The organism is Noviherbaspirillum pedocola (assembly GCF_016632335.1).
Classification (GTDB): Bacteria; Pseudomonadota; Gammaproteobacteria; order Burkholderiales; family Burkholderiaceae_D; genus Noviherbaspirillum_A; species Noviherbaspirillum_A pedocola.
On the sequence record NZ_JAEPBG010000001.1, the window covers coordinates 1,060,017 to 1,078,198 of the forward strand.

Here is an 18,182-nt window from a genome sequence, read left to right on the forward strand (position 1 = left end):
AGACGGGCATTACAGCAGTCGAGCGACCAGGAAGATCACCGTGCACATCAACACGGTGGAAGCAAAGGGCAGAAAGATCTTCTTGCCGAACAGCGAGAAGCGGATATCGCCGGGCAAATGACCAATGCCGAACTTTTCCAGCCAGGGCAGCGCCGAGGAAAACAGCACCAGCGCGAGGAAGATGACGAGCATCCAGCGGATCATGCCTGGCCTTCCATGAAAGAAGAACGTGAGAAAGGCGCCGATTGTACCGCGCCACGGACCGCAATCCTCACAGCCGGTGGCTGCGGTCGCCACGCGCGAAGCGCTCGGGCAGCTCCACCTTCGTGCCGATCGCGAGCACCTTGAACAGCTCGCCCATTTCCGCCGGCGAAGTCAGCTTTTGCACCTCGTTGGCCCGCGGCAGGTAGCGTAGCTGGTCGCTCGGCGAAACCCGCGACAGCAATTCGCCGATGCCGGCATCGATCAGGAACGATGCCTGGCTGGTGTAGGTCAGCACATCGAGCCCGGCTTCGACTGCAGCCTGGGCCATCGCGGTGAAATCCACATGCGCGGTGATGTCCTGCAACCCCGGCAGATAGAACGGGTCGGCATGCGCATGGTGGCGGTAGTGGCACATCAGCGTGCCTTCCGAGCGCTGCGGCAGGTAATATTCGCGCGCCGGAAAGCCGTAGTCGATTAGCAGCGCCGCGCCGCCGTAGCCAGTAAAGTCGAAGCCGGCGGTGAGCATCTGCGCCAGCGTGCGCATGAAGCCGACCGCGATCGGATGCACCTCCGTCAGATAGCCTTCAGGCAAGGCATCGGGATTCGGTATCTGCGCCAGCAGCGTCGCATCGCAGGGATGGTCGCGGTAGACGAAACCCTTGGGCGACAGGCCGATGCCGCGTTCACGCCAGCCCTGCGCGGTCTTGGTCACCAGGTGCACCGGCATCGCATCCAGCACTTCGTTGCCGATGACGATGCCGGAAAACACCGTTGGAAAACTGTCGAGCCAGGTCACCTGCGGAAAGCCGCGCAGGGTTTCCTGCTGGCGCGCACGCAATTCGCCGGACAATTCGACGATCGAATAGCGATGCACCGGCACCCCCATCTTCGACAATTCCATCAGAATGTCGCGCGCGAGCTTGCCGGTGCCGGCGCCGAATTCCATGATCTGCGGCGTGGTTTTGCCGATCAAATCGGCAATGACGCCGGCCAGCGTCTGGCCGAACAGGGGCGTGATTTCAGGGGCGGTTGTAAAATCGCCGTCTTTGCCCAGCTTGGCGGCGCCGCCGCTGTAGTAGCCCAGGCCAGGCGCGTACAGCGCCAGTTCCATGAAGCGGGAAAACGGAATCCAGCCGGAATGGTGTCGTATATCGTTGGCGATCAGGCTTTGCAGCGAACGCGAAGCCATCTGCGCGTCGAGACCAGGTTCAGGCAGTTGCAGTTGCATAAACGAAAGATGGTGGTTAATTGTTAAAACTGTCCCTGAGGTTGTAAATGAATCTACGCAGCGCCGCAAGGCTTGCTCGCAGACATGCTCAGACCACGAGCACCGGGAAAGTTGCACTGGTGACCGGCGCTGGCAAGCGCATCGGCCGCGCCATCGCGTTGGAACTCGCCGCGCGCGGCTGGGACATCGCGCTGCATTATCGCCATTCCCAGGACGAAGCGGAAATGACCGCGCTACAGATCGAGGCGCTCGGCCGCCGCGCGCTGACGCTGCAATGCGAACTGGGCGATGAAACCGAAGTGCGAACCCTGCTGCCGCGTGCCGCCGAACTGGGGCCGGTGCGCTGCATCGTCAACAATGCCTCGCTGTTCGAGCAGGACGACGCCGCAACGTTCGGCACCGCCGCGCTCGATGCGCACATGCATGCGAACCTGGCTGCGCCGCTCTTGCTGGCGCAGGCGCTGTTTGCTGCCACGCCCGACGGCGCACAGGCGGTGGTAGTGAACCTGCTGGACCAGAAGCTGTACAACCTGAACCCGGATTATCTGTCTTACACCCTGTCGAAGGCGGCGCTGCAGACCGCGACCACGATGCTGGCGCAGGCGCTTGCGCCGAAAGTGCGCGTGGTGGGCGTGGCGCCCGGCATCACGATGCAGTCCGGGGACCAGACGGCGGAAGGCTTCGAGCGCGCGCACCGTGTCACGCCGCTGGGCCGCTCGAGCACGCCGGAGGATATTGCTGCCACTGTGTGCTTTGTCGCCGAAGCGCCGGCCATCACCGGCACCACGATACTGGTCGACGGCGGTCAGCACCTGATACCGCTGCCGCGCGACGTCATGTTTCTCGCGACCTGAGGTCGCCCATCCACAACGGAATTACCATGGTTTCCTTTCTGAGCTATCCCGAACTTGCCGACTGCCGCCGGCTTTTCCTGCGCAACTATGAAGTGCAGATCAACATCGGCGTGCATGACTTTGAAAAGAAAGGCGAGCAGCGGGTGCTGATCAACGTCGATCTGTTCATCCCGCTGGCCGTCTCCACGCCGCAAGCCGATCATCTCGAGGAAGTCGTCGACTACGACTTCATCCGCGACACCATCGCGCGCCGCATGGCGCAAGGCCACATCCACCTGCAGGAAACGCTGTGCGACGACGTCGCCCGGGCGATGCTTGAGCACCCCAAGGTGCGCGCGGTGCGGGTGTCCACCGAGAAGCCGGATGTCTATCCGGATTGCGATTCGGTTGGCGTGGAAGTGTTTCGCGTCAAGGGAGCAGGGCAATGAGCGAAATCGTGCTGGAAGACGCCGCCCTGACCCGCCGCCAGGCGGAAAAGGCGGCGTATGAAAACAACAAGCTGCACAAGCGACTGTGCCGGCAAGTCGGCCAGGCCATCGGCGACTACAACATGATCGAGGACGGCGACAAAGTCATGGTCTGCCTGTCCGGCGGCAAGGACAGCTATGCGCTGCTCGACATCCTGCTGACGCTGCGCGAGCGCGCGCCGATCCGCTTCGACATCATCGCCGTCAACCTCGATCAGAAGCAGCCGAACTTCCCGGCCCATGTGCTGCCGGAATACCTGACGAAGCTCGGCGTGCCCTTCCACATCGAGAACCAGGACACCTACAGCATCGTCAAGCGCGTAGTGCCCGAAGGTAAAACCACCTGCGCGCTGTGCTCGCGGCTGCGGCGCGGCATTCTGTACCGTGTTGCGGATGAACTGGGGGCGACCAAGATCGCGCTCGGCCATCATCGCGACGACATCATGGAAACCTTCTTCCTGAACATGTTCTTCGGCAGCAAGCTCAAGGGCATGCCGCCGAAACTGCAATCCGATGATGGCAAGCACATCGTGATCCGGCCGCTGGCCTATGTGAAGGAAGCCGACACCGAGCGCTATGCCGAACTGCGGCAGTTCCCGATCATTCCCTGCGACTTGTGCGGCAGCCAGGAAAACCTGCAGCGCAAGCAGATCAAGGCGATGCTGCGCGATTGGGAAAAGAAGTTTCCGGGCCGGGTCGACAACATCTTTTCCTCGCTGTCTACCGTGGTGCCTTCGCACCTGATGGATGCGAACCTGTTCGACTTTGCCGGTCTGCAGGTCACAGGAGAAGCCACACCGGACGGCGACATCGCCTTCGACGAAGATCCGTGCGCCACCCCCGCCGCGATGCCCGGTGTGATTTCAATCCAGCCGGGGGATTAAGGGTGATTTCAGCGCCGTCGTACGTGTCGGCGGCGACTGCTTCTCGACATCGTCGATCCATGCCTGCACTTCGGCGATGCAGTGCTGGCGCTGCTGCGGTGTCGCATTGTTGATGATGTTGGCCACCATGTGCACCGTGGCGCTGTGGTAGCGCGCGAAATAATCGCGCCGCGTCTCATCCGCGCTGGGCTGGAGCATCCGGTGCACATGCTCGCGCACCATCGCGATCGCGGTATCGCGTGTCGGCTTATCCGCCCGGATCGCGCGCAGCAGGCCCAGCAGCGCTTCCTGACGCGCGATGCGCTCGGCCAGTTCGGCATCCTCATCCAGCGGCCGGGCATCCGACAGCATGCGCATCTCGCGCTGCTGCTCCGCAGTAAAGCTGCCGAACCAATGCTGCGCTGACTTCAGGGTGCGCCGGTAACGCGCTTCCTGACGCTGCGCGACGTCGCCGCGCAGGCGTTCCTTGCGAAAATCCTCGTTGTTGTCGGCAAATCGGCTGGCGATGTTCTCGATCTGTTGTTCCCGCAAGGACAGCGCCAGGTCCGCCATCGCTGGCGCCGCACGCTCCAGCACCGCGCGCAGGTATTGCCGCGCTGTTTCATAGCTCGTTTCGACGTCCGCCTCGGTTACCGGGTTTTCCAGCTGTTTCTGCACGCTGCCCAGCGTTTCCGCAATGGCCTTCAGCTGCGCCTGACGGTGCCAGGCAAACAACGCAGCGATTTCCTTTTTTACCCAGGGTTTTTGATCGGCATCGAAGTCAACGTATCGGTTTAACCAGAAATAAGAAACTGTTTCCCCATTGTTATAGGCTAGTCTTGCAACACTACAACCGCACAGAATTCCGATTAGCAACAAAATGCTGCTACACCGCAGAAAGCGTGCCAGGGGGTGCATGCTAGAATTTTGTGTCATTTGACCGATAGGTATTCATGAACATTGTCATACTTGCAGCGGGCATGGGGAAACGCATGCAGTCCGCGCTTCCCAAGGTGCTGCATCCGCTCGCGGGCAAGCCGCTGTTGTCCCATGTCGTCGACACCGCGCGCGCGCTCGCGCCGGACAATCTGGTAGTCATCTACGGCCACGGCGGCGATATCGTTCCGGAGAAACTCGGCGCTGACGACTTGAAGTTCGCGCGCCAGGAACCGCAACTCGGCACAGGACACGCCGTCATGCAGGCACTGCCGCAACTTCGGGACGATGTGCCGACGCTGGTGCTGTACGGCGATGTGCCGCTGACCGCTGCCGCATCGCTGCGTCGGCTATTGGACATGGCCGGAACCGATAAGTTGTCCATTCTGACAGTCAATCTCCCCGACCCCACCGGCTACGGCCGCATTGTGCGTGAAAGCGGCGACATCGTGCGCATCGTCGAACAGAAGGATGCGTCTCCGGCAGAACGTGCCATTACCGAAGTCAACACCGGCATCATGGTCGCGCCCACCGCAAAGCTGCGGGAATGGCTGTCCACCCTGTCCAATAACAATGCGCAGGGCGAATATTATCTGACCGACATCGTCGCGCGCGCCGTGGCCGATGGCGTGCCGGTGACATCGGCCCAGCCGGACGCGGTGTGGGAAACCTTGGGCGTGAACAGCAAGGTACAGCTGGCCGAACTTGAACGCATACACCAGCGCAACCTCGCCAACCGGCTGCTCGAAGCCGGCGTGACGTTGCTCGATCCGGCGCGCATCGATATCCGCGGCACGCTCACCTGCGGACGCGATGTCACCATCGACGTCGGCTGCGTCTTCGAAGGCGATGTCGAACTCGCCGACGGCGCCGTCGTCGGCGCTCATTGCGTGATTCGCAACGCCCGCATCGGCGAACGCGCGCAGATCAAGCCGTTCTGCCACATCGAAGAGGCTGCCGTTGGCGCAAGCTCGCAGATCGGCCCGTACGCCCGCCTGCGTCCGGGCACCGAGCTCGGCGAGGATGTGCACATCGGCAATTTCGTCGAAGTCAAGAACGCCACCATCGCCGCCCACAGCAAGGCCAATCACCTTGCCTACGTCGGCGACTCCACCGTCGGCTCGCGCGTGAACATCGGCGCCGGCACCATCACCTGCAATTACGATGGCGTGAACAAGCACCGCACCGTGATCGAGGACGATGTCTTCATCGGCAGCGATACGCAACTGGTCGCGCCGGTCACTGTCGGCCGCGGCGCCACGCTTGGCGCCGGCACCACGCTGACCCGCAACGCACCAGCCGGCAAGCTGACCATCACCCGTCCGCAACAAATTACGATCGACGCCTGGAAGCGGCCGGTCAAACAACCCAAATAGGAAATCCCATGTGCGGAATCGTCGGCGCGGTCGCGCAACGCAATATCGTCCCCATCCTGCTCGAGGGCCTGAAGCGCCTGGAATACCGCGGCTATGACTCCTGCGGCGTCGCGGTCAACAACGGCGGCCTCAAGCGCGCCCGCAGCGTCTCGCGCGTGGCCGAACTCGAGCGCCAGGTCGACGACAGCGGCTTTGCGGGCAACACCGGCATCGCGCATACCCGCTGGGCCACCCACGGCGTGCCGGCGACGAACAATGCGCATCCGCATTTCTCGGCCCGGGATGGCGAGCAGCGCATCGGCCTGGTGCACAACGGCATCATCGAAAACTATGAAGAGATCCGCACTGAACTGAAAGCGCTGGGTTATGTGTTCGAATCGCAGACCGATACCGAAGCCATCGCGCACCTGGTCAATCACATGTACGACGGCGACCTGCTGTCCACGGTGCAGAAGGCGGTCAAGCGCCTGCATGGCGCGTTCGCCATCGCGGTGTTCGCCAAGGACGAGCCGCAGCGCATCGTCGGCGCGCGCCTCGGCTGCCCACTGATCGTGGGCTTGTGCGACAACGAGAACTTCCTTGCCTCCGATGCGATGGCGCTGGCCGGCAGCACCGACCAGATCATCTATCTCGAGGAAGGCGACGTGGTGGATGTGCGCCTGGACGGCGTGCGCATCTACGATCGCGACGACCAGCCCGTCGAGCGCCGGGTGCAGACGGTGCAGGCGTATTCGGGCGCCATCGAGCTGGGCCCGTATCGTCACTACATGCAGAAGGAAATCTTCGAGCAGCCGCGCGCGATTTCCGACACGCTCGAAGGCGTGCTCGGCTTCGCGCCGGACCTGTTCGGCCCAAAGGCGCAAGACGTCTTCGCCGACATCGACAGCGTGCTGATCCTCGCCTGCGGCACCAGCTACTACTCGGGCATGACCGCGAAGTACTGGCTCGAATCGCTGGCCAATCTGCCGACCTCGGTGGAAATCGCCAGCGAATACCGTTATCGCAAGCCGGCGGTGAATCCGAAGGCGCTGGTGGTGGTGATTTCGCAATCCGGGGAGACTGCCGACACCCTGGCCGCGTTGAAGTATGCGAAGGAGCTCGGCCACCGGCACAGCCTGTCGATCTGCAATGTCGGCACCTCGGCGATGGTGCGCGAAACCGAACTGTCCTACCTGACCCGCGCCGGCGCCGAGATCGGCGTGGCCTCGACCAAGGCTTTCACCACGCAGCTGACCGCGCTGTTCCTGCTCACGGCCACGCTGGCCAAAATGCGCGGCAAACTCGACGCCGAAGCCGAAGCCTTTTACCTGAAAAGCCTGCGTCATCTGCCGACGGCGCTGCAAAGCGTGCTGGCATTGGAGCCGCACATCATCGCCTGGTCCGAAGCCTTCGCGCGCAAGGAAAATGCGCTATTCCTCGGCCGCGGTCTGCATTACCCGATCGCGCTGGAAGGCGCGCTGAAGCTCAAGGAAATTTCGTACATCCATGCCGAGGCCTACCCGGCCGGCGAACTGAAGCACGGCCCGCTGGCGCTGGTGACCGAAGAAATGCCGGTGGTGACGGTGGCGCCGAACGACACGCTGATCGAGAAGCTGAAGTCCAACATGCAGGAAGTGCGCGCGCGCGGCGGCCAGCTGTATGTGTTCGCCGATGGCGATTCGCAGATGAGCTCGAGCGAAGGCATACACGTAATTCGTCTGCCCGAGCATTACGGCCTGCTGTCGCCGATCCTGCACGTGGTGCCGCTGCAGCTGCTGGCGTATCACACCGCGCTGGCACGCGGCACCGATGTCGACAAGCCGAGAAACCTGGCGAAGTCGGTAACGGTGGAGTAATCGCCCTGCGCGCTGACCATGCGCCCATGCATGGTCAGCGCGCTGTCTTCAGAACGCCGGCCGCATCCTCAGGCTGGCGATGCGCTCCGGCAGCAAGGGCAGCGAGCGCAACTGTTTCACCAGCACCTCCACCACCTCCTCATTGGCCTGCTGCACATAGCGCACCAGCGCCGCCACCTCATAGGCCGACACCCTTTGCGCATCCTCGATTGCGATCGGCGATTTCACTTCGCCATTGCGCAGGCGAATACGCGCGAACTTGCCGCCAGCCAGCGCGACCAGCGCCAGCAGGCTCAATGGCCGCAGCAGTGTTTCCAGCAACTGGCGCTTCTGCACTGGCGGCGCTTCTACATACACGCTCGCAATCAGTTCGGGAACGATGTCGGCCGGCGGTTCCTGGAGCGGGTCCGGCATTGGGTCGGGTGGAAGACTGTCGTGACGCATGCGTAACCTCTGGAGTGACTGTGTGGGAAGTCGCAATCGGCGAACTCAGACGCGCCTCTGCGAAACCTGGCGAGTGGAGAAAGTTTGCACTTCCAATGTTTAAACATGATGTCGAAACTGACAAAAACCGTAGACCAGCCTTGACCTGAGCGGTGCCCGCCCGGCGGAACAAAAAATGAGAAGTGCCTACATACGTGGCTTCACTTTCTACGGAAAACACCGTCATGTCTGTCAACTCGCCAGCACACTCAACATCTTCTACCCCGCAAACCTCGACTTTCAGCATCTCAACCTGTCCTGACGATATCCTGGTCAACATTTCATTACGTGTCGTCACGCCTGAAACTTTCCACCCCCCCGGATTCTGGTTGACCGATAAAACTACCGCCGACAAGTTCTTCGGGAGCACAAACCTGATAGCAAAGGCAATGCCGGACCAATTGGCATATAGAAATCTTCGATCGATCGATGTGGAAGACCGGCCCAAGGTCGCGGCAAAATTCCTCCTTTCGCTCAAGCCGACACTGCGCCCGGTGTACGTCCCCAGAGTTCTCGTGACCATCCCGGAGAATGAAGAATCAGGTGTGCCGTTGAACGGCATGGCGACACGCGGTGCGGTTGCCGCCTGCCTGCTTGCTCCAGGACACGCTGCGGATGGTGATAGTGACAAGGCCGCGAAGGAAATGCTGAACGTCATGGAGTGGAATGCATATATCGATATTCCCGGCATGCCTTCCTATGCGATTAAGACCTTCAAGGGCGATCAGGAACTGATCGATACTGCCCTCGCCGGGCTGTGGAATGTCGTACTTTCAGTAGGGCGAAGCAACCCCTGGAATGGACTATTCGCCTATGCCACTTGCGAAACCATGCTGAAGAATACTCAGACAAGCAACGTTACGCTGCTGGTTCGCATCGTGACGGATCCTAGCCTGGCAACCCAGACGAAACAGTTCGACGCACTCGGCGCGCTGGAGTCGTCCGACAGGGAGGAGCAATTCAATTGGTTGATCGGCGGCCTGTCGCTCCTTGAGGAAAGAAGCGGAGAAGAGGTGTTGCAATATTTGTCCTGCCTTGCGCCGCTGCTGCCGCAAAACGGCAACCGCGAATCCGCTGCCGCCGACTGGCTGTCCGCAAGCATCGCGCTGGCTGTGCGCAAGGGGGTCGACGTAAAACAGATCCAGGATGCCATCCCGGCGGACAGATTCAGTGACCGGTTTGTGAAAGGAGCCATCCGCCACGCCTTCACTGACCACGCCGCATCGGCCGCGCAAAAGCCGCATGACGCAGGCGGGAAGCCTGTCCAGCAGTGATCGATGCACACAGGTACCGGCCTATGTGCGAGCACGCACGCAGGCCATGCAGGATGCGAACGGACTAAACAAAAAAAGCGCGGCCGATCAGCCGCGCCAGGCTGCAGATATCAGCCCAGATAATTCAACAGCTCCGGACCAAACACCTCGCGGTGCAGTTTCTGCTGCGGCACGCCCACGGCCAGCAAGTCCGCCCATTGCGCCTGCATGAAAGCGATCGGGCCGCACAAATACACCTTTGCATCCGCATGCGCCCACTGCGGCAGCTTTGCCGCATCCATGGTGCCGGCGAACACGCCAGCGCCCGTGCCCGTGCCATCTTCGTAGAAGGTCGCCACGCGCAGCTTCGGCATCAATGCCTGCGCCGCTTCGATGTCAGCGCGATGCGCCTGCCAGGCTTCGCCGCGTGCGGCATGGGCGAACACCACCTCGCGCTGCGGATTGGTCTTGGCGATCGTATTGAGCACCGAGATCATCGGCGTGATGCCCACGCCCGCCGACAGCAGCACGATGGGTTCCTGCGCTCGCACATCCGGCGTGAAGTCGCCGAACGGATGGGTGAGCTGCAGCACGCTGCCGATGGTCACATGACGGTAGATCCAGTTCGACACTTCGCCAGCCGGCTTGCCATCCGCCTCGAGCTCGCGCTTGACCGAGATGCGCAGCGTCTTGCCATCGGGCGCATCGGACAGGCTGTACTGGCGCAGCTGGGTGCGGCCGTCCGCGAAGGTGACCGACACGCTCACATACTGGCCCGGCTGGAAATCTGGCGCCGGTTTGCCGTCCACCGGCTCAAGGCGATAGGAACGAATGTCCTCGCTTTCATGCGACACCGAGGTCACGCGCATGGCGCGCAGTTCGCCGGGAGCAGTACGGGCGGCTTCATACATCGCCTTTTCCGCGGCGATCAGCGCATCTGCGAGTTCGCCATAGGCTTCGGCCCAGGCATTGATCAGCGGCTCGGTCGCGGCATCGCCCAGTACTTCCTTGATGGCCCCGAGCAAGTGCTTGCCAACGATCGGATAGTGCTCGGCCCGTATGCCGACCGACACATGCTTGTGCACGATGCGGCTCACCACCGGCCCCAGCGCGGCAGCATTGTCGATATTGGCCGCATAGGCGAACACCGCGGCCGCCAGCGATTGCTGCTGCACGCCGCTGGCCTGATTGCCCATGTTGAACAAATTGGTCAGCTCCGGATGCTCGGCGAACATGTTGCGGTAAAAGGTGCGCGTAATGGCTACGCCATGCTCACGCAACACGGGAACGCTGGCATCGATATAGGGACGAGCGACTGCGGAAACCATGACTTCTCCTGAATATGCATTAAAAATGCAGTTTTAAATCCAAAAAAATTGCCCTTGCGGGCAGACTATCCTTGTTGTTCATGCCTCATGTCTGCAGCGCTTCCTGCGCGAAACGCCGATGCATGACGATGATTTGTTCGCCAACGCTTCCCTTCACCAGGTCGGCCAGCGTATAGCGGTCCATGGCCTGATAGAACGCGCGCAATCCCGCAGCCAGCGCGCCGCGCAGCATGCAATCGTTGCTCAGCGCACAATCCATGCCGGCACAGTCGACCAGTTCGGCATCGCCTTCCAGCTCGCGCAGCACCGCGCCGATGCGCAGCGTCTTCGCGTCCGATGCCAGCGACAGTCCGCCGTTGCGGCCGCGCACCGCCTGTATCCAGCCGGCGTGGGCCATCCGCGCCACCACCTTGACCAGGTGATTGATCGGGATATCGAACTGCCTGGAGATTTCTCCAACCGTCGCCAAACCTTGCCGCTGCCCGGTTCCTGCCAGGTAGATCAGCACGCGCAGGCCGATGTCGGAAAAGCGTGTGATGCGCATCGTTGTGTGGAATTCGTTGACGGCAGGCAGTGTATCAAAATCTGCAGAAAGAATGCATATTATTTTTGCGCTGCCAGGCGGGGCCGAAAACGCGAATGCATACAGAAGCCTGCGTTGCTTGCCAGCCATGACAATTTGACCTGGATCAGGGAAGCGGCGCACGGCATCGTCAAGACTGCTCATGCAGCGTGCACGAATCGCCATCCGTCATGCCGCCAACACGGCAGCAGCAATGCTGCCTCTCGCCAATCTCGCTACCGATCCCATGACGCCGCATCCCGCCCCTGCTTTCCTGCGCCACTCTCGCCTTTTGCTCACGACCGGGAGCTTCTGAAGATGCCGAGCGTTGCAGTCAGCGCGAAAGGCCTGATGAAATGGTTCGGCGAAGGACCGGCGCGCACCCTCGCCATCAATGACGCCAGCATCGACGCCTGGCACGGCGAGATGCTGTACATCGTCGGCCCCTCCGGCAGCGGCAAGACCACGCTGTTGAGCATCCTTTCGGGCATTCTGCGCCCCGACGCCGGCAGCGTGCTGGTGGAGGACATCGATATCTGGAAGCTCGACAGCGATGCGCTGGCGGCGTTTCGGTTGAAGACCCTCGGCTTCGTGTTCCAGGATTACCACCTGTTTCCACGCCTGACGACCGTAGAGAACGTCGCGATACCGCTGATCCTGCAAAAGCGCAATTGGGATGAAGCGCTGGGCGAAGCGATGAAGATGCTGGAGGTCGTAGGCCTGGAGACGCGAGCGCAACTGCCGCCGGTGAAGCTGTCCGGCGGCGAGCAGCAGCGCGTGGCGATCGCGCGCGCCATTGTTGCCCGGCCCGACATCCTCGTGCTGGACGAACCGACCGCCTCGCTCGACGGCGACACCGGCCGGCGCATTCTCGGCTTCGTGCGCGAGCAATTGCTGAGTGAGCAGCGCTGCATCCTGGTCGTGACCCACGATGCGCGCGTCTTCGACTATGCGGACCGCATCCTGCACATGGAAGACGGCCGCATCACCGGACTGGAAAGGGAGGCGCGATGAGCAATCGCCCCATCTTCATCGCCGCGCTCGTCGGCGCTGCGCTCGGCCTGGGCGCGGCCTATTTTCTCGGCGTGGAAAGCGCGGCGCAGCCGCCCGCCTTCCAGCCGGCCGCCAATCCGTATGCGCAGGGCATTTATGCCAACGGCATCGTGGAAAGCGATTTGCCGGATGGGCAGAACATCAGCATCTATCCCGAGGTCAGCGGCACCGTAAAGGCCCTGCTGGTGCAGGAAGGCGCGACGGTCAAGGCCGGCACGCCGATCCTGCAGATCGAGGACACGGTGCCGCGCGCCACTGCCGGCCAGCAGCGCGCGCAGGCGCAAAGCGCGCTTGCCACGCTGTCGGCCCTGCGCGCGCAGCCGCGCGCGGAAACCCTGGCTGTCACGTGGGCGCAGGTGGCACAGGCCGAGGCGGGCCTGAAGACATCGCAGGACCAGTACGACAAGCAGCAGCGCTCACAGGCAATCGAGCCGCGCTCGGTAAGCCGCGAAGCCATCGACAATGCGCGCAACGGGCTGAACGCGGCGCAAGCGGCGCTGGAGGTGGCGCGACGGCAGTACGCTCTGACCAAGGCCGGCGCATGGCGTTACGACATCGAGAATGCGCAGGCGCAGTACAGCGCCTTGAGCAAGGCTGCGGAAGCTTCGGAGGCGCTGCTGCAGAAGTACACGCTGCGCGCGCCGGTCGATGGCGTGGTGCTGGCGGTGAACGCCGCGGTCGGCAGCTATGTATCGCCGCAGGGCATTTACAACAGCTATACGCAGGCCATGGCGCCGGTGCTCCTGATGGGCGGCATGCCCGAGAGCTACCAGGTGCGCTGCTATATCGACGAGATCCTGATCGCGCGCCTGCCGAGCCCGAATGCAATCGTCGCGCAGATGTCGGTGCGCGGCAGCGATGTGAAGCTGCCGCTGGAATTCGTGCGGGTGCAGCCGTATGTATCGCCCAAGATCGCCTTGTCGAACCAGCGCCAGGAACGCGTCGATGTGCGCGTGTTGCCGGTGATCTTCCGCTTCACGCGCAATGCGGCATTGCAGCTGTATCCGGGGCAGCTGGTCGATGTCTATATCGGCCAGAAGGCGGCGCAATGAGACACATCGCTACGCTTGCCTGCCTGCTGCTGTCGGCCTGCGCCGCGGGGCCGGACTTCCAGCGGCCGCAAGCGCCCGCGCTGGCGCATTACATTGGAAACGAGGTGCCGGCCGCCACCGCCGCGGCGCAGGGCGTTGCACAGCGCTTCCTGCCGCAAAAGGAAGTCGATGCGCAATGGTGGCGGCTGTTCGGATCGGTCGCGCTCGACGATGCTCTCGCGCAAGCGCTCGCGGGCAATGCGAACCTGCAATCGGCCCAGGCCAACCTGCGCGCCAGCCAGGAGAATTTGCGCGCCGGTGATGGCGTGTTCTATCCGAACCTGGACATCGGCTTTTCCGCGGTCCGGGAACGCACTTCGCCGCTGCGCCTGGGCATCAATGCGTTTTCCGGCATCTTCAACCTCTATACCCTGAGTGCCTCGGTGGCCTATGCGCTCGACCTCTCCGGCGGCCAGCGCCGCGGCGTCGAAGCGCTCGCCGCGCAGGCAGACTATGGCGCGCAAGCGCTGCAGGCGACCTATCTCACACTCACCGGCAATGTCGTCAACACCCTGATCGCGCGCGCTGCTTATGCAGCCCAGATCACGGCCACCGAAGACTTGATCTCGCGCCAGCAGGAGCAACTGCAGATCGCGCGCACGCAGTCCGATGCCGGCACCGCGCCCTATTCCAGCGTGCTGGCCATCGCCAGCGCCCTGGCTTCCAGTCGCGCCGGCCTGCAGGCGCTGCGTCAGAAAGCCGATGCGGCGGCGCATCTGTATGCCGCGCTGTGCGGGAGCGCGCCATCCGAGCGCAGTGCTCCCGAATTGACGCTGGACGCGCTGCGCCTGCCGTCCGACCTGCCACTGTCGCTGCCTTCGCAACTGGTACGCCAGCGGCCCGACATCCTGCAGGCCGAGGCGCTGCTGCACGTGGCCAGCGCCAATATCGGCGTGGCCACGGCGGCACTGCTGCCCAGCGTGAACCTCTCGGGCAACTTCGGCTGGAACTCTGCCACGCTCGGCAGCCTCACTGACCCCAACGCGAAGTTCTGGAGCATTGGTCCCGCGGTCAACATGCCGCTGTTCCACGGCGGCACGCTTGCACACAGGCGCGAAGCGGCGCGCGCGGCATATGACAAGGCGCAGGCGGATTACCGGCAAACGGTGATCAATGCCTATGCCCAGGTCGCCGACGTATTGAGCGCGCTCGATCATGACGCCCAGGCCCTGGCTGCGCAGAATGAAGCGCTGGAGCATGCGCGCATGGCGCTCAAGCTGGTGCAGGCGAACTACCAGGCCGGCCTGGTCGGCTATGTCGATGTGCTGGTCGCGAATACGCAGCTGCAGCAGGCGCAGATCAACCATATCGCCGCGCAGGCGCAGCGCTTCCAGGACACCACCGCGCTGTATCTCGCGCTCGGCGGCGGCTGGTGGAATGCGGAGGTGCAGCCATGACAACGCTGCCCGGCACGCTGCGCATCGCCTACAAGCTTCTGACCAACGACCGCGGCAAGTTCTCGGCGCTGCTGATCGGCATTACCTTCGCGGTGTTCCTGATGGTGCAGATGACCTCGATCTTCGCCGGCATCCTGTCGCGCTCCTCGGCCACGGTCACCAACATCGGCGCCGGCATCTGGGTGATGGACCCGGCGGTCAATACCGTGGCCAGCACCATTCCGGTGCCGGACTATCTGGTCAGCGCGGTGCGCAGCATCCCCGGCGTGCGCTATGCCGTGCCGCTGTACTCCGGCGGCGCGCTGGTCAAGCTTGGCGATGGCAGCTACCAAGCCGTGTCCGTGATCGGCCTGGACGATACCAGCCTGTTGGGCCGGCCGCCGCTGGCGCAGGGCGACATCCGCGACATCTATGCCGAGAACGGCTTCATCGTCGTGCGTGACGCTGAGTACGGCAAGCTGGGCAAGCCCGGCATCGGCACGGAATTCCAGATCAATGACCATCGCGCGGTCACGGTCGGCATCGCCGAAGTCGCTTCCGGCGGCCTGTTCGGCGTGCCCACGCTGTACACCACCTACAGCCGCGCCACCGCCTATCTGCCCACCAGCCGCTATACCGTGTCCTACATCCTGGTCGAAGCCAAGACGAGCGCGGACATTGCCCGCATCAAGAGCGAAGTCGCGCGCCTGGGCTATCTCGCATTGACGCGCGAGGAATTCATCCAGCGCATCAGCGACTTCTACAAGTACCAGACCGGCATCGGCACCAACATCCTCCTGATGACGGTGATCAGCTTCATCGTCGGCTTGTCGATCTCGGGCCAGACCTTCTATACCTTTATCCTGGAAAACCTCGACAAGTTCGGCGCGCTGAAGGCCATCGGCGCGAAGAGCAGCGAGCTGATCGCGATGATCATGTTCCAGGCCGGCTTCACCGCCCTGACCGGCTATGGCCTCGGCATTGGCCTGTGCACGCTGCTGATCGGGCTGGCGAAATGGCGGCTGCCCGGCTATGCGGCGCTGATCACCTGGTGGAATCTTGGCATTGCGCTCGCGATGGTGATGGTGATCGCAGCGGTGTCGAGCTTCATCGGCGCGAGGAAGGTATTGCGCATCGAGCCTTTCGATATTTTCCGGGGTTAATGGTTCAATCGGGAAACCTGAAGGTGCTTGTCTTGATTCTCAAGACGATGCACTATCGCATCAAACCTTATGTGGAAGGCTGCCATGAGAACCACTGTCACAATCGATGATGACTTATATGAAAAGGCACTCGCAATGGCCGATTCCTCCATGGAAGAATCCGATCTCTTCAGGGAAGCGATCAAGACGTTCATCAGAGTGCAAGCGGGCAAACGTCTTGCCGCACTGGGTGGCACATCACCCGAGATGCAAGACATACCGCGCCGCAGAAGCGACCCATCCTCGTCATGAAAGTACTCGTCGATACATCGGTATGGGTTGCACATTTTAGAAAGCACAACGATGCGTTGACAGCCCTGTTGCAGCTCGATCTTGTGGCGACGCATCCGATGATCATCGGAGAGCTGGCTTGCGGCACGCCCCCCCGCGCCACGCGAACGGACCCTTTCCCTCATTGGCGCACTGCAAACCACGAAACAGGTAACTCTGGCCGAACTGATGCGCTTCATTGAGCAGGAGCAAATCTATGGGCTCGGATGCGGTTTTGTGGACATGGCGCTCCTGGTATCCACGCTGATTACACCAGGTGCAAGCCTGTGGACGCTCGACAGGCGCCTGGCAAGCTTGGCAGAACGCTTTGGCGTAGCGCACGCATGACATTTCGTTGAGAAGCTGATCGGGGTATCAGCCGAATCATCGTCCAGGCCCGATTGTTCCGAAACAAACGCAATATCGCTTTCCAACTGCCTGCGCGACTCTTTGCCTATCATCGAAGCTTCCTCGTCACGAAAGGAGGCCCGCATGCGAGCGCAACTGAAACCCCTTTCCGAGCAAGTCATCGTCATTACCGGCGCCACCAGCGGCATCGGCCTGGCAACTGCGCGCGAAGCCGCGCGCCGCGGCGCCAAACTGGTGCTGGTCGCACGCGATGAACGCGCCCTGTCCGCGCTTGGCGATGAACTGCGCCAGCGGCAATGCGAAGCGCTGGCGATCGCCGCCGATGTCGGCGATGAAGCCGCGGTGCAGCGCGTCAGCGCCGACGCAATCGCGCGCTTTGGCCATTACGACACCTGGGTCAACAATGCCGGCGTCTCCATCTATGGCCGTCTCGATGACGCGACGATGGCGGAGAACCGCCGCCTGTTCGACACCAATTTCTGGGGCGTGGTGCATGGCGCGCTTGCGGCGCGCCGCCATCTGCGCGGACACGGCGGCGCGATCATCACCGTAGGCAGCGTCGCCTCGGACCTCAGCCTGCCGCTGCAGGGGATGTATTCGGCTTCCAAGCATGCGGTGAAAGGCTTTATCGATGCGCTGCGGGTCGAGTCGGATAACGAAGGCGCGCCGGTATCGATCACGCTCATCAAGCCGGCTTCGGTCTCGACGATGCTGACCGAGCATGCGCGCAATTATCTGCCGCAAAAGCCCGCGCTGCCGCCGCCGGTGTATGCGCCCAAAGTCGTGGCCGATGCGATCCTGCATGCGGCGGCGCACCCGGTGCGGGATGTGTATGTCGGCGAGCCCTCGGTTGCCGGCTCGACCTTCATGAGCATCGCGCCAGGCATGACCGACAAGCTGCTGCAGACCTTTGTGATCAACATGCAGCAACGGCGCGAGGCGGAGGACCGGCCCGACAATGGCAACCTGTTCAAGCCGGCCGAGCATGGCGTGCTGCGCGAGAGCCCGGAGGACAGCGGCTTCACGCTGCGGCACAGTCCCTATACCGAGGTGATGACACGGTGGAACGGGACGATGGATTTTCTGTTGCGCGGCTTCGGCAGGTGAAGCGGAATGCGCAGGTTGGGATGACGAAGGAGCCCAACCTGCTCGCGGGCTCCGCGGGAGCGCGATGCCGGGCTTGTCAGCCCAACCGCATCAAACCATCATCTCCCGATGGGCCGTCAACGCCTCGAGCACAATCGCCTTCAAGCCCTCCCCGCCCCGCGCATCGACATGCGCCATCAGCGCGCGCCGCATGCGCGGCTCCCAGAAGCGCTTCAGATGCCCGGTGATTTCCTCGAGCGAACGCTCGCGGTTCTTCATCGTTTCGAAAAAATCGCCGATCTGATTCGCCATCGCGACCAGGTTTTCCACATTGCTGCCGCTCATT

Annotated in this window: 19 protein-coding genes and 1 pseudogene; 13 read left to right on the forward strand and 7 right to left on the reverse strand. The window is 62.5% G+C overall.

Annotated features, from left to right (window positions below; all coding sequences use genetic code 11):
- Positions 1–9: 9 nt before the first annotated feature.
- Positions 10–204 carry a DUF2905 domain-containing protein gene (locus JJB74_RS04815; RefSeq protein WP_200590634.1) on the reverse strand — a complete coding sequence of 65 codons (195 nt, stop codon included), beginning with the start codon at positions 202–204 and terminating at the stop codon, positions 10–12.
- A 67-nt stretch (positions 205–271) separates the two neighbouring features.
- Positions 272–1,432: a class I SAM-dependent methyltransferase gene (locus JJB74_RS04820; RefSeq protein WP_200590635.1), complete on the reverse strand. Its 1,161-nt coding sequence runs from the start codon at positions 1,430–1,432 to the stop codon at positions 272–274.
- A 47-nt stretch (positions 1,433–1,479) separates the two neighbouring features.
- Here JJB74_RS04820 and JJB74_RS04825 point away from each other — a divergent pair, with 47 nt between their 5' ends.
- Genes JJB74_RS04825 through ttcA form a run of 3 tightly spaced genes read left to right on the forward strand, consistent with a single transcriptional unit; the run spans position 1,480 to position 3,637 of the window.
- A complete protein-coding gene (locus JJB74_RS04825; protein WP_200590636.1) occupies positions 1,480–2,286 on the forward strand; it encodes an SDR family oxidoreductase in 807 nt (268 codons plus the stop codon).
- Positions 2,287–2,312: 26 nt separating this feature from the next.
- A complete protein-coding gene (locus JJB74_RS04830) occupies positions 2,313–2,714 on the forward strand; it encodes a dihydroneopterin aldolase (protein WP_200590637.1) in 402 nt (133 codons plus the stop codon).
- On the forward strand, positions 2,711–3,637 hold the full coding sequence (gene ttcA / locus JJB74_RS04835; RefSeq protein WP_200590638.1) for a tRNA 2-thiocytidine(32) synthetase TtcA: 927 nt from the start codon (positions 2,711–2,713) through the stop codon (positions 3,635–3,637). Before JJB74_RS04830 ends, ttcA begins: the two co-directional genes overlap by 4 nt.
- On the opposite strand, the gene JJB74_RS04840 is transcribed toward ttcA, so the two are convergent.
- A complete protein-coding gene (locus tag JJB74_RS04840; protein WP_325170084.1) occupies positions 3,617–4,552 on the reverse strand; it encodes a DUF6279 family lipoprotein in 936 nt (311 codons plus the stop codon). The genes ttcA and JJB74_RS04840 overlap by 21 nt on opposite strands.
- 17 nt (positions 4,553–4,569) lie before the next feature.
- Between JJB74_RS04840 and glmU the strand changes: the two genes are divergently transcribed.
- Both glmU and glmS read left to right on the forward strand, forming a co-directional pair.
- A complete protein-coding gene (gene glmU / locus JJB74_RS04845) occupies positions 4,570–5,928 on the forward strand; it encodes a bifunctional UDP-N-acetylglucosamine diphosphorylase/glucosamine-1-phosphate N-acetyltransferase GlmU (RefSeq protein ID WP_200590640.1) in 1,359 nt (452 codons plus the stop codon).
- A gap of 8 nt (positions 5,929–5,936) precedes the next feature.
- Positions 5,937–7,763, forward strand: coding sequence for a glutamine--fructose-6-phosphate transaminase (isomerizing) (glmS, locus tag JJB74_RS04850; RefSeq protein ID WP_200590641.1), 1,827 nt, complete (start codon positions 5,937–5,939; stop codon positions 7,761–7,763).
- A 48-nt stretch (positions 7,764–7,811) separates the two neighbouring features.
- Here the strand turns inward: glmS and JJB74_RS04855 are convergent, their stop codons facing one another.
- Complete coding sequence (locus JJB74_RS04855) at positions 7,812–8,177, reverse strand: hypothetical protein (RefSeq protein ID WP_200590642.1); 366 nt, start codon at positions 8,175–8,177, stop codon at positions 7,812–7,814.
- Positions 8,178–8,431: 254 nt separating this feature from the next.
- Between JJB74_RS04855 and JJB74_RS04860 the strand changes: the two genes are divergently transcribed.
- The gene (locus tag JJB74_RS04860; protein WP_200590643.1) at positions 8,432–9,520 is read left to right on the forward strand and encodes a hypothetical protein; all 1,089 of its coding nucleotides are present in this window, start codon (positions 8,432–8,434) and stop codon (positions 9,518–9,520) included.
- Between the two features lie 110 nt (positions 9,521–9,630).
- On the opposite strand, the gene hmpA is transcribed toward JJB74_RS04860, so the two are convergent.
- Both hmpA and JJB74_RS04870 read right to left on the reverse strand, forming a co-directional pair.
- Positions 9,631–10,827 carry an NO-inducible flavohemoprotein gene (gene hmpA / locus JJB74_RS04865; RefSeq protein ID WP_200590644.1) on the reverse strand — a complete coding sequence of 399 codons (1,197 nt, stop codon included), beginning with the start codon at positions 10,825–10,827 and terminating at the stop codon, positions 9,631–9,633.
- An 85-nt stretch (positions 10,828–10,912) separates the two neighbouring features.
- Positions 10,913–11,371: an Rrf2 family transcriptional regulator gene (locus JJB74_RS04870; protein ID WP_200590645.1), complete on the reverse strand. Its 459-nt coding sequence runs from the start codon at positions 11,369–11,371 to the stop codon at positions 10,913–10,915.
- A gap of 330 nt (positions 11,372–11,701) precedes the next feature.
- On the opposite strand from JJB74_RS04870, the gene JJB74_RS04875 reads away from it, so the two are divergent.
- The 7 genes and pseudogenes from JJB74_RS04875 to JJB74_RS04900 all read left to right on the forward strand — a co-directional run bounded on the left by JJB74_RS04875 (position 11,702) and on the right by JJB74_RS04900 (position 17,857).
- Positions 11,702–12,403: an ABC transporter ATP-binding protein gene (locus JJB74_RS04875; protein WP_200590778.1), complete on the forward strand. Its 702-nt coding sequence runs from the start codon at positions 11,702–11,704 to the stop codon at positions 12,401–12,403.
- On the forward strand, positions 12,400–13,494 hold the full coding sequence (locus tag JJB74_RS04880) for an HlyD family secretion protein (RefSeq protein ID WP_200590646.1): 1,095 nt from the start codon (positions 12,400–12,402) through the stop codon (positions 13,492–13,494). The genes JJB74_RS04875 and JJB74_RS04880 overlap by 4 nt, the downstream gene beginning before the upstream one ends.
- Complete coding sequence (locus tag JJB74_RS04885) at positions 13,491–14,930, forward strand: efflux transporter outer membrane subunit (RefSeq protein ID WP_200590647.1); 1,440 nt, start codon at positions 13,491–13,493, stop codon at positions 14,928–14,930. Before JJB74_RS04880 ends, JJB74_RS04885 begins: the two co-directional genes overlap by 4 nt.
- Positions 14,931–14,935: 5 nt before the next feature.
- Entirely contained in the window at positions 14,936–16,072 is a 1,137-nt protein-coding gene (locus tag JJB74_RS04890; protein ID WP_200590779.1) for an ABC transporter permease, read from the forward strand.
- Positions 16,073–16,156: 84 nt separating this feature from the next.
- Positions 16,157–16,363, forward strand: coding sequence for a type II toxin-antitoxin system VapB family antitoxin (locus JJB74_RS04895; protein ID WP_200590648.1), 207 nt, complete (start codon positions 16,157–16,159; stop codon positions 16,361–16,363).
- A pseudogene (locus tag JJB74_RS33065) lies at positions 16,360–16,729 on the forward strand (type II toxin-antitoxin system VapC family toxin). Before JJB74_RS04895 ends, JJB74_RS33065 begins: the two are co-directional and overlap by 4 nt.
- Positions 16,730–16,873: 144 nt before the next feature.
- The gene (locus JJB74_RS04900; protein ID WP_200590649.1) at positions 16,874–17,857 is read left to right on the forward strand and encodes an SDR family oxidoreductase; all 984 of its coding nucleotides are present in this window, start codon (positions 16,874–16,876) and stop codon (positions 17,855–17,857) included.
- Between the two features lie 90 nt (positions 17,858–17,947).
- On the opposite strand, the gene JJB74_RS04905 is transcribed toward JJB74_RS04900, so the two are convergent.
- Positions 17,948–18,181: a formate dehydrogenase subunit delta gene (locus JJB74_RS04905; RefSeq protein WP_200590650.1), complete on the reverse strand. Its 234-nt coding sequence runs from the start codon at positions 18,179–18,181 to the stop codon at positions 17,948–17,950.
- Position 18,182: the final 1 nt, after the last annotated feature.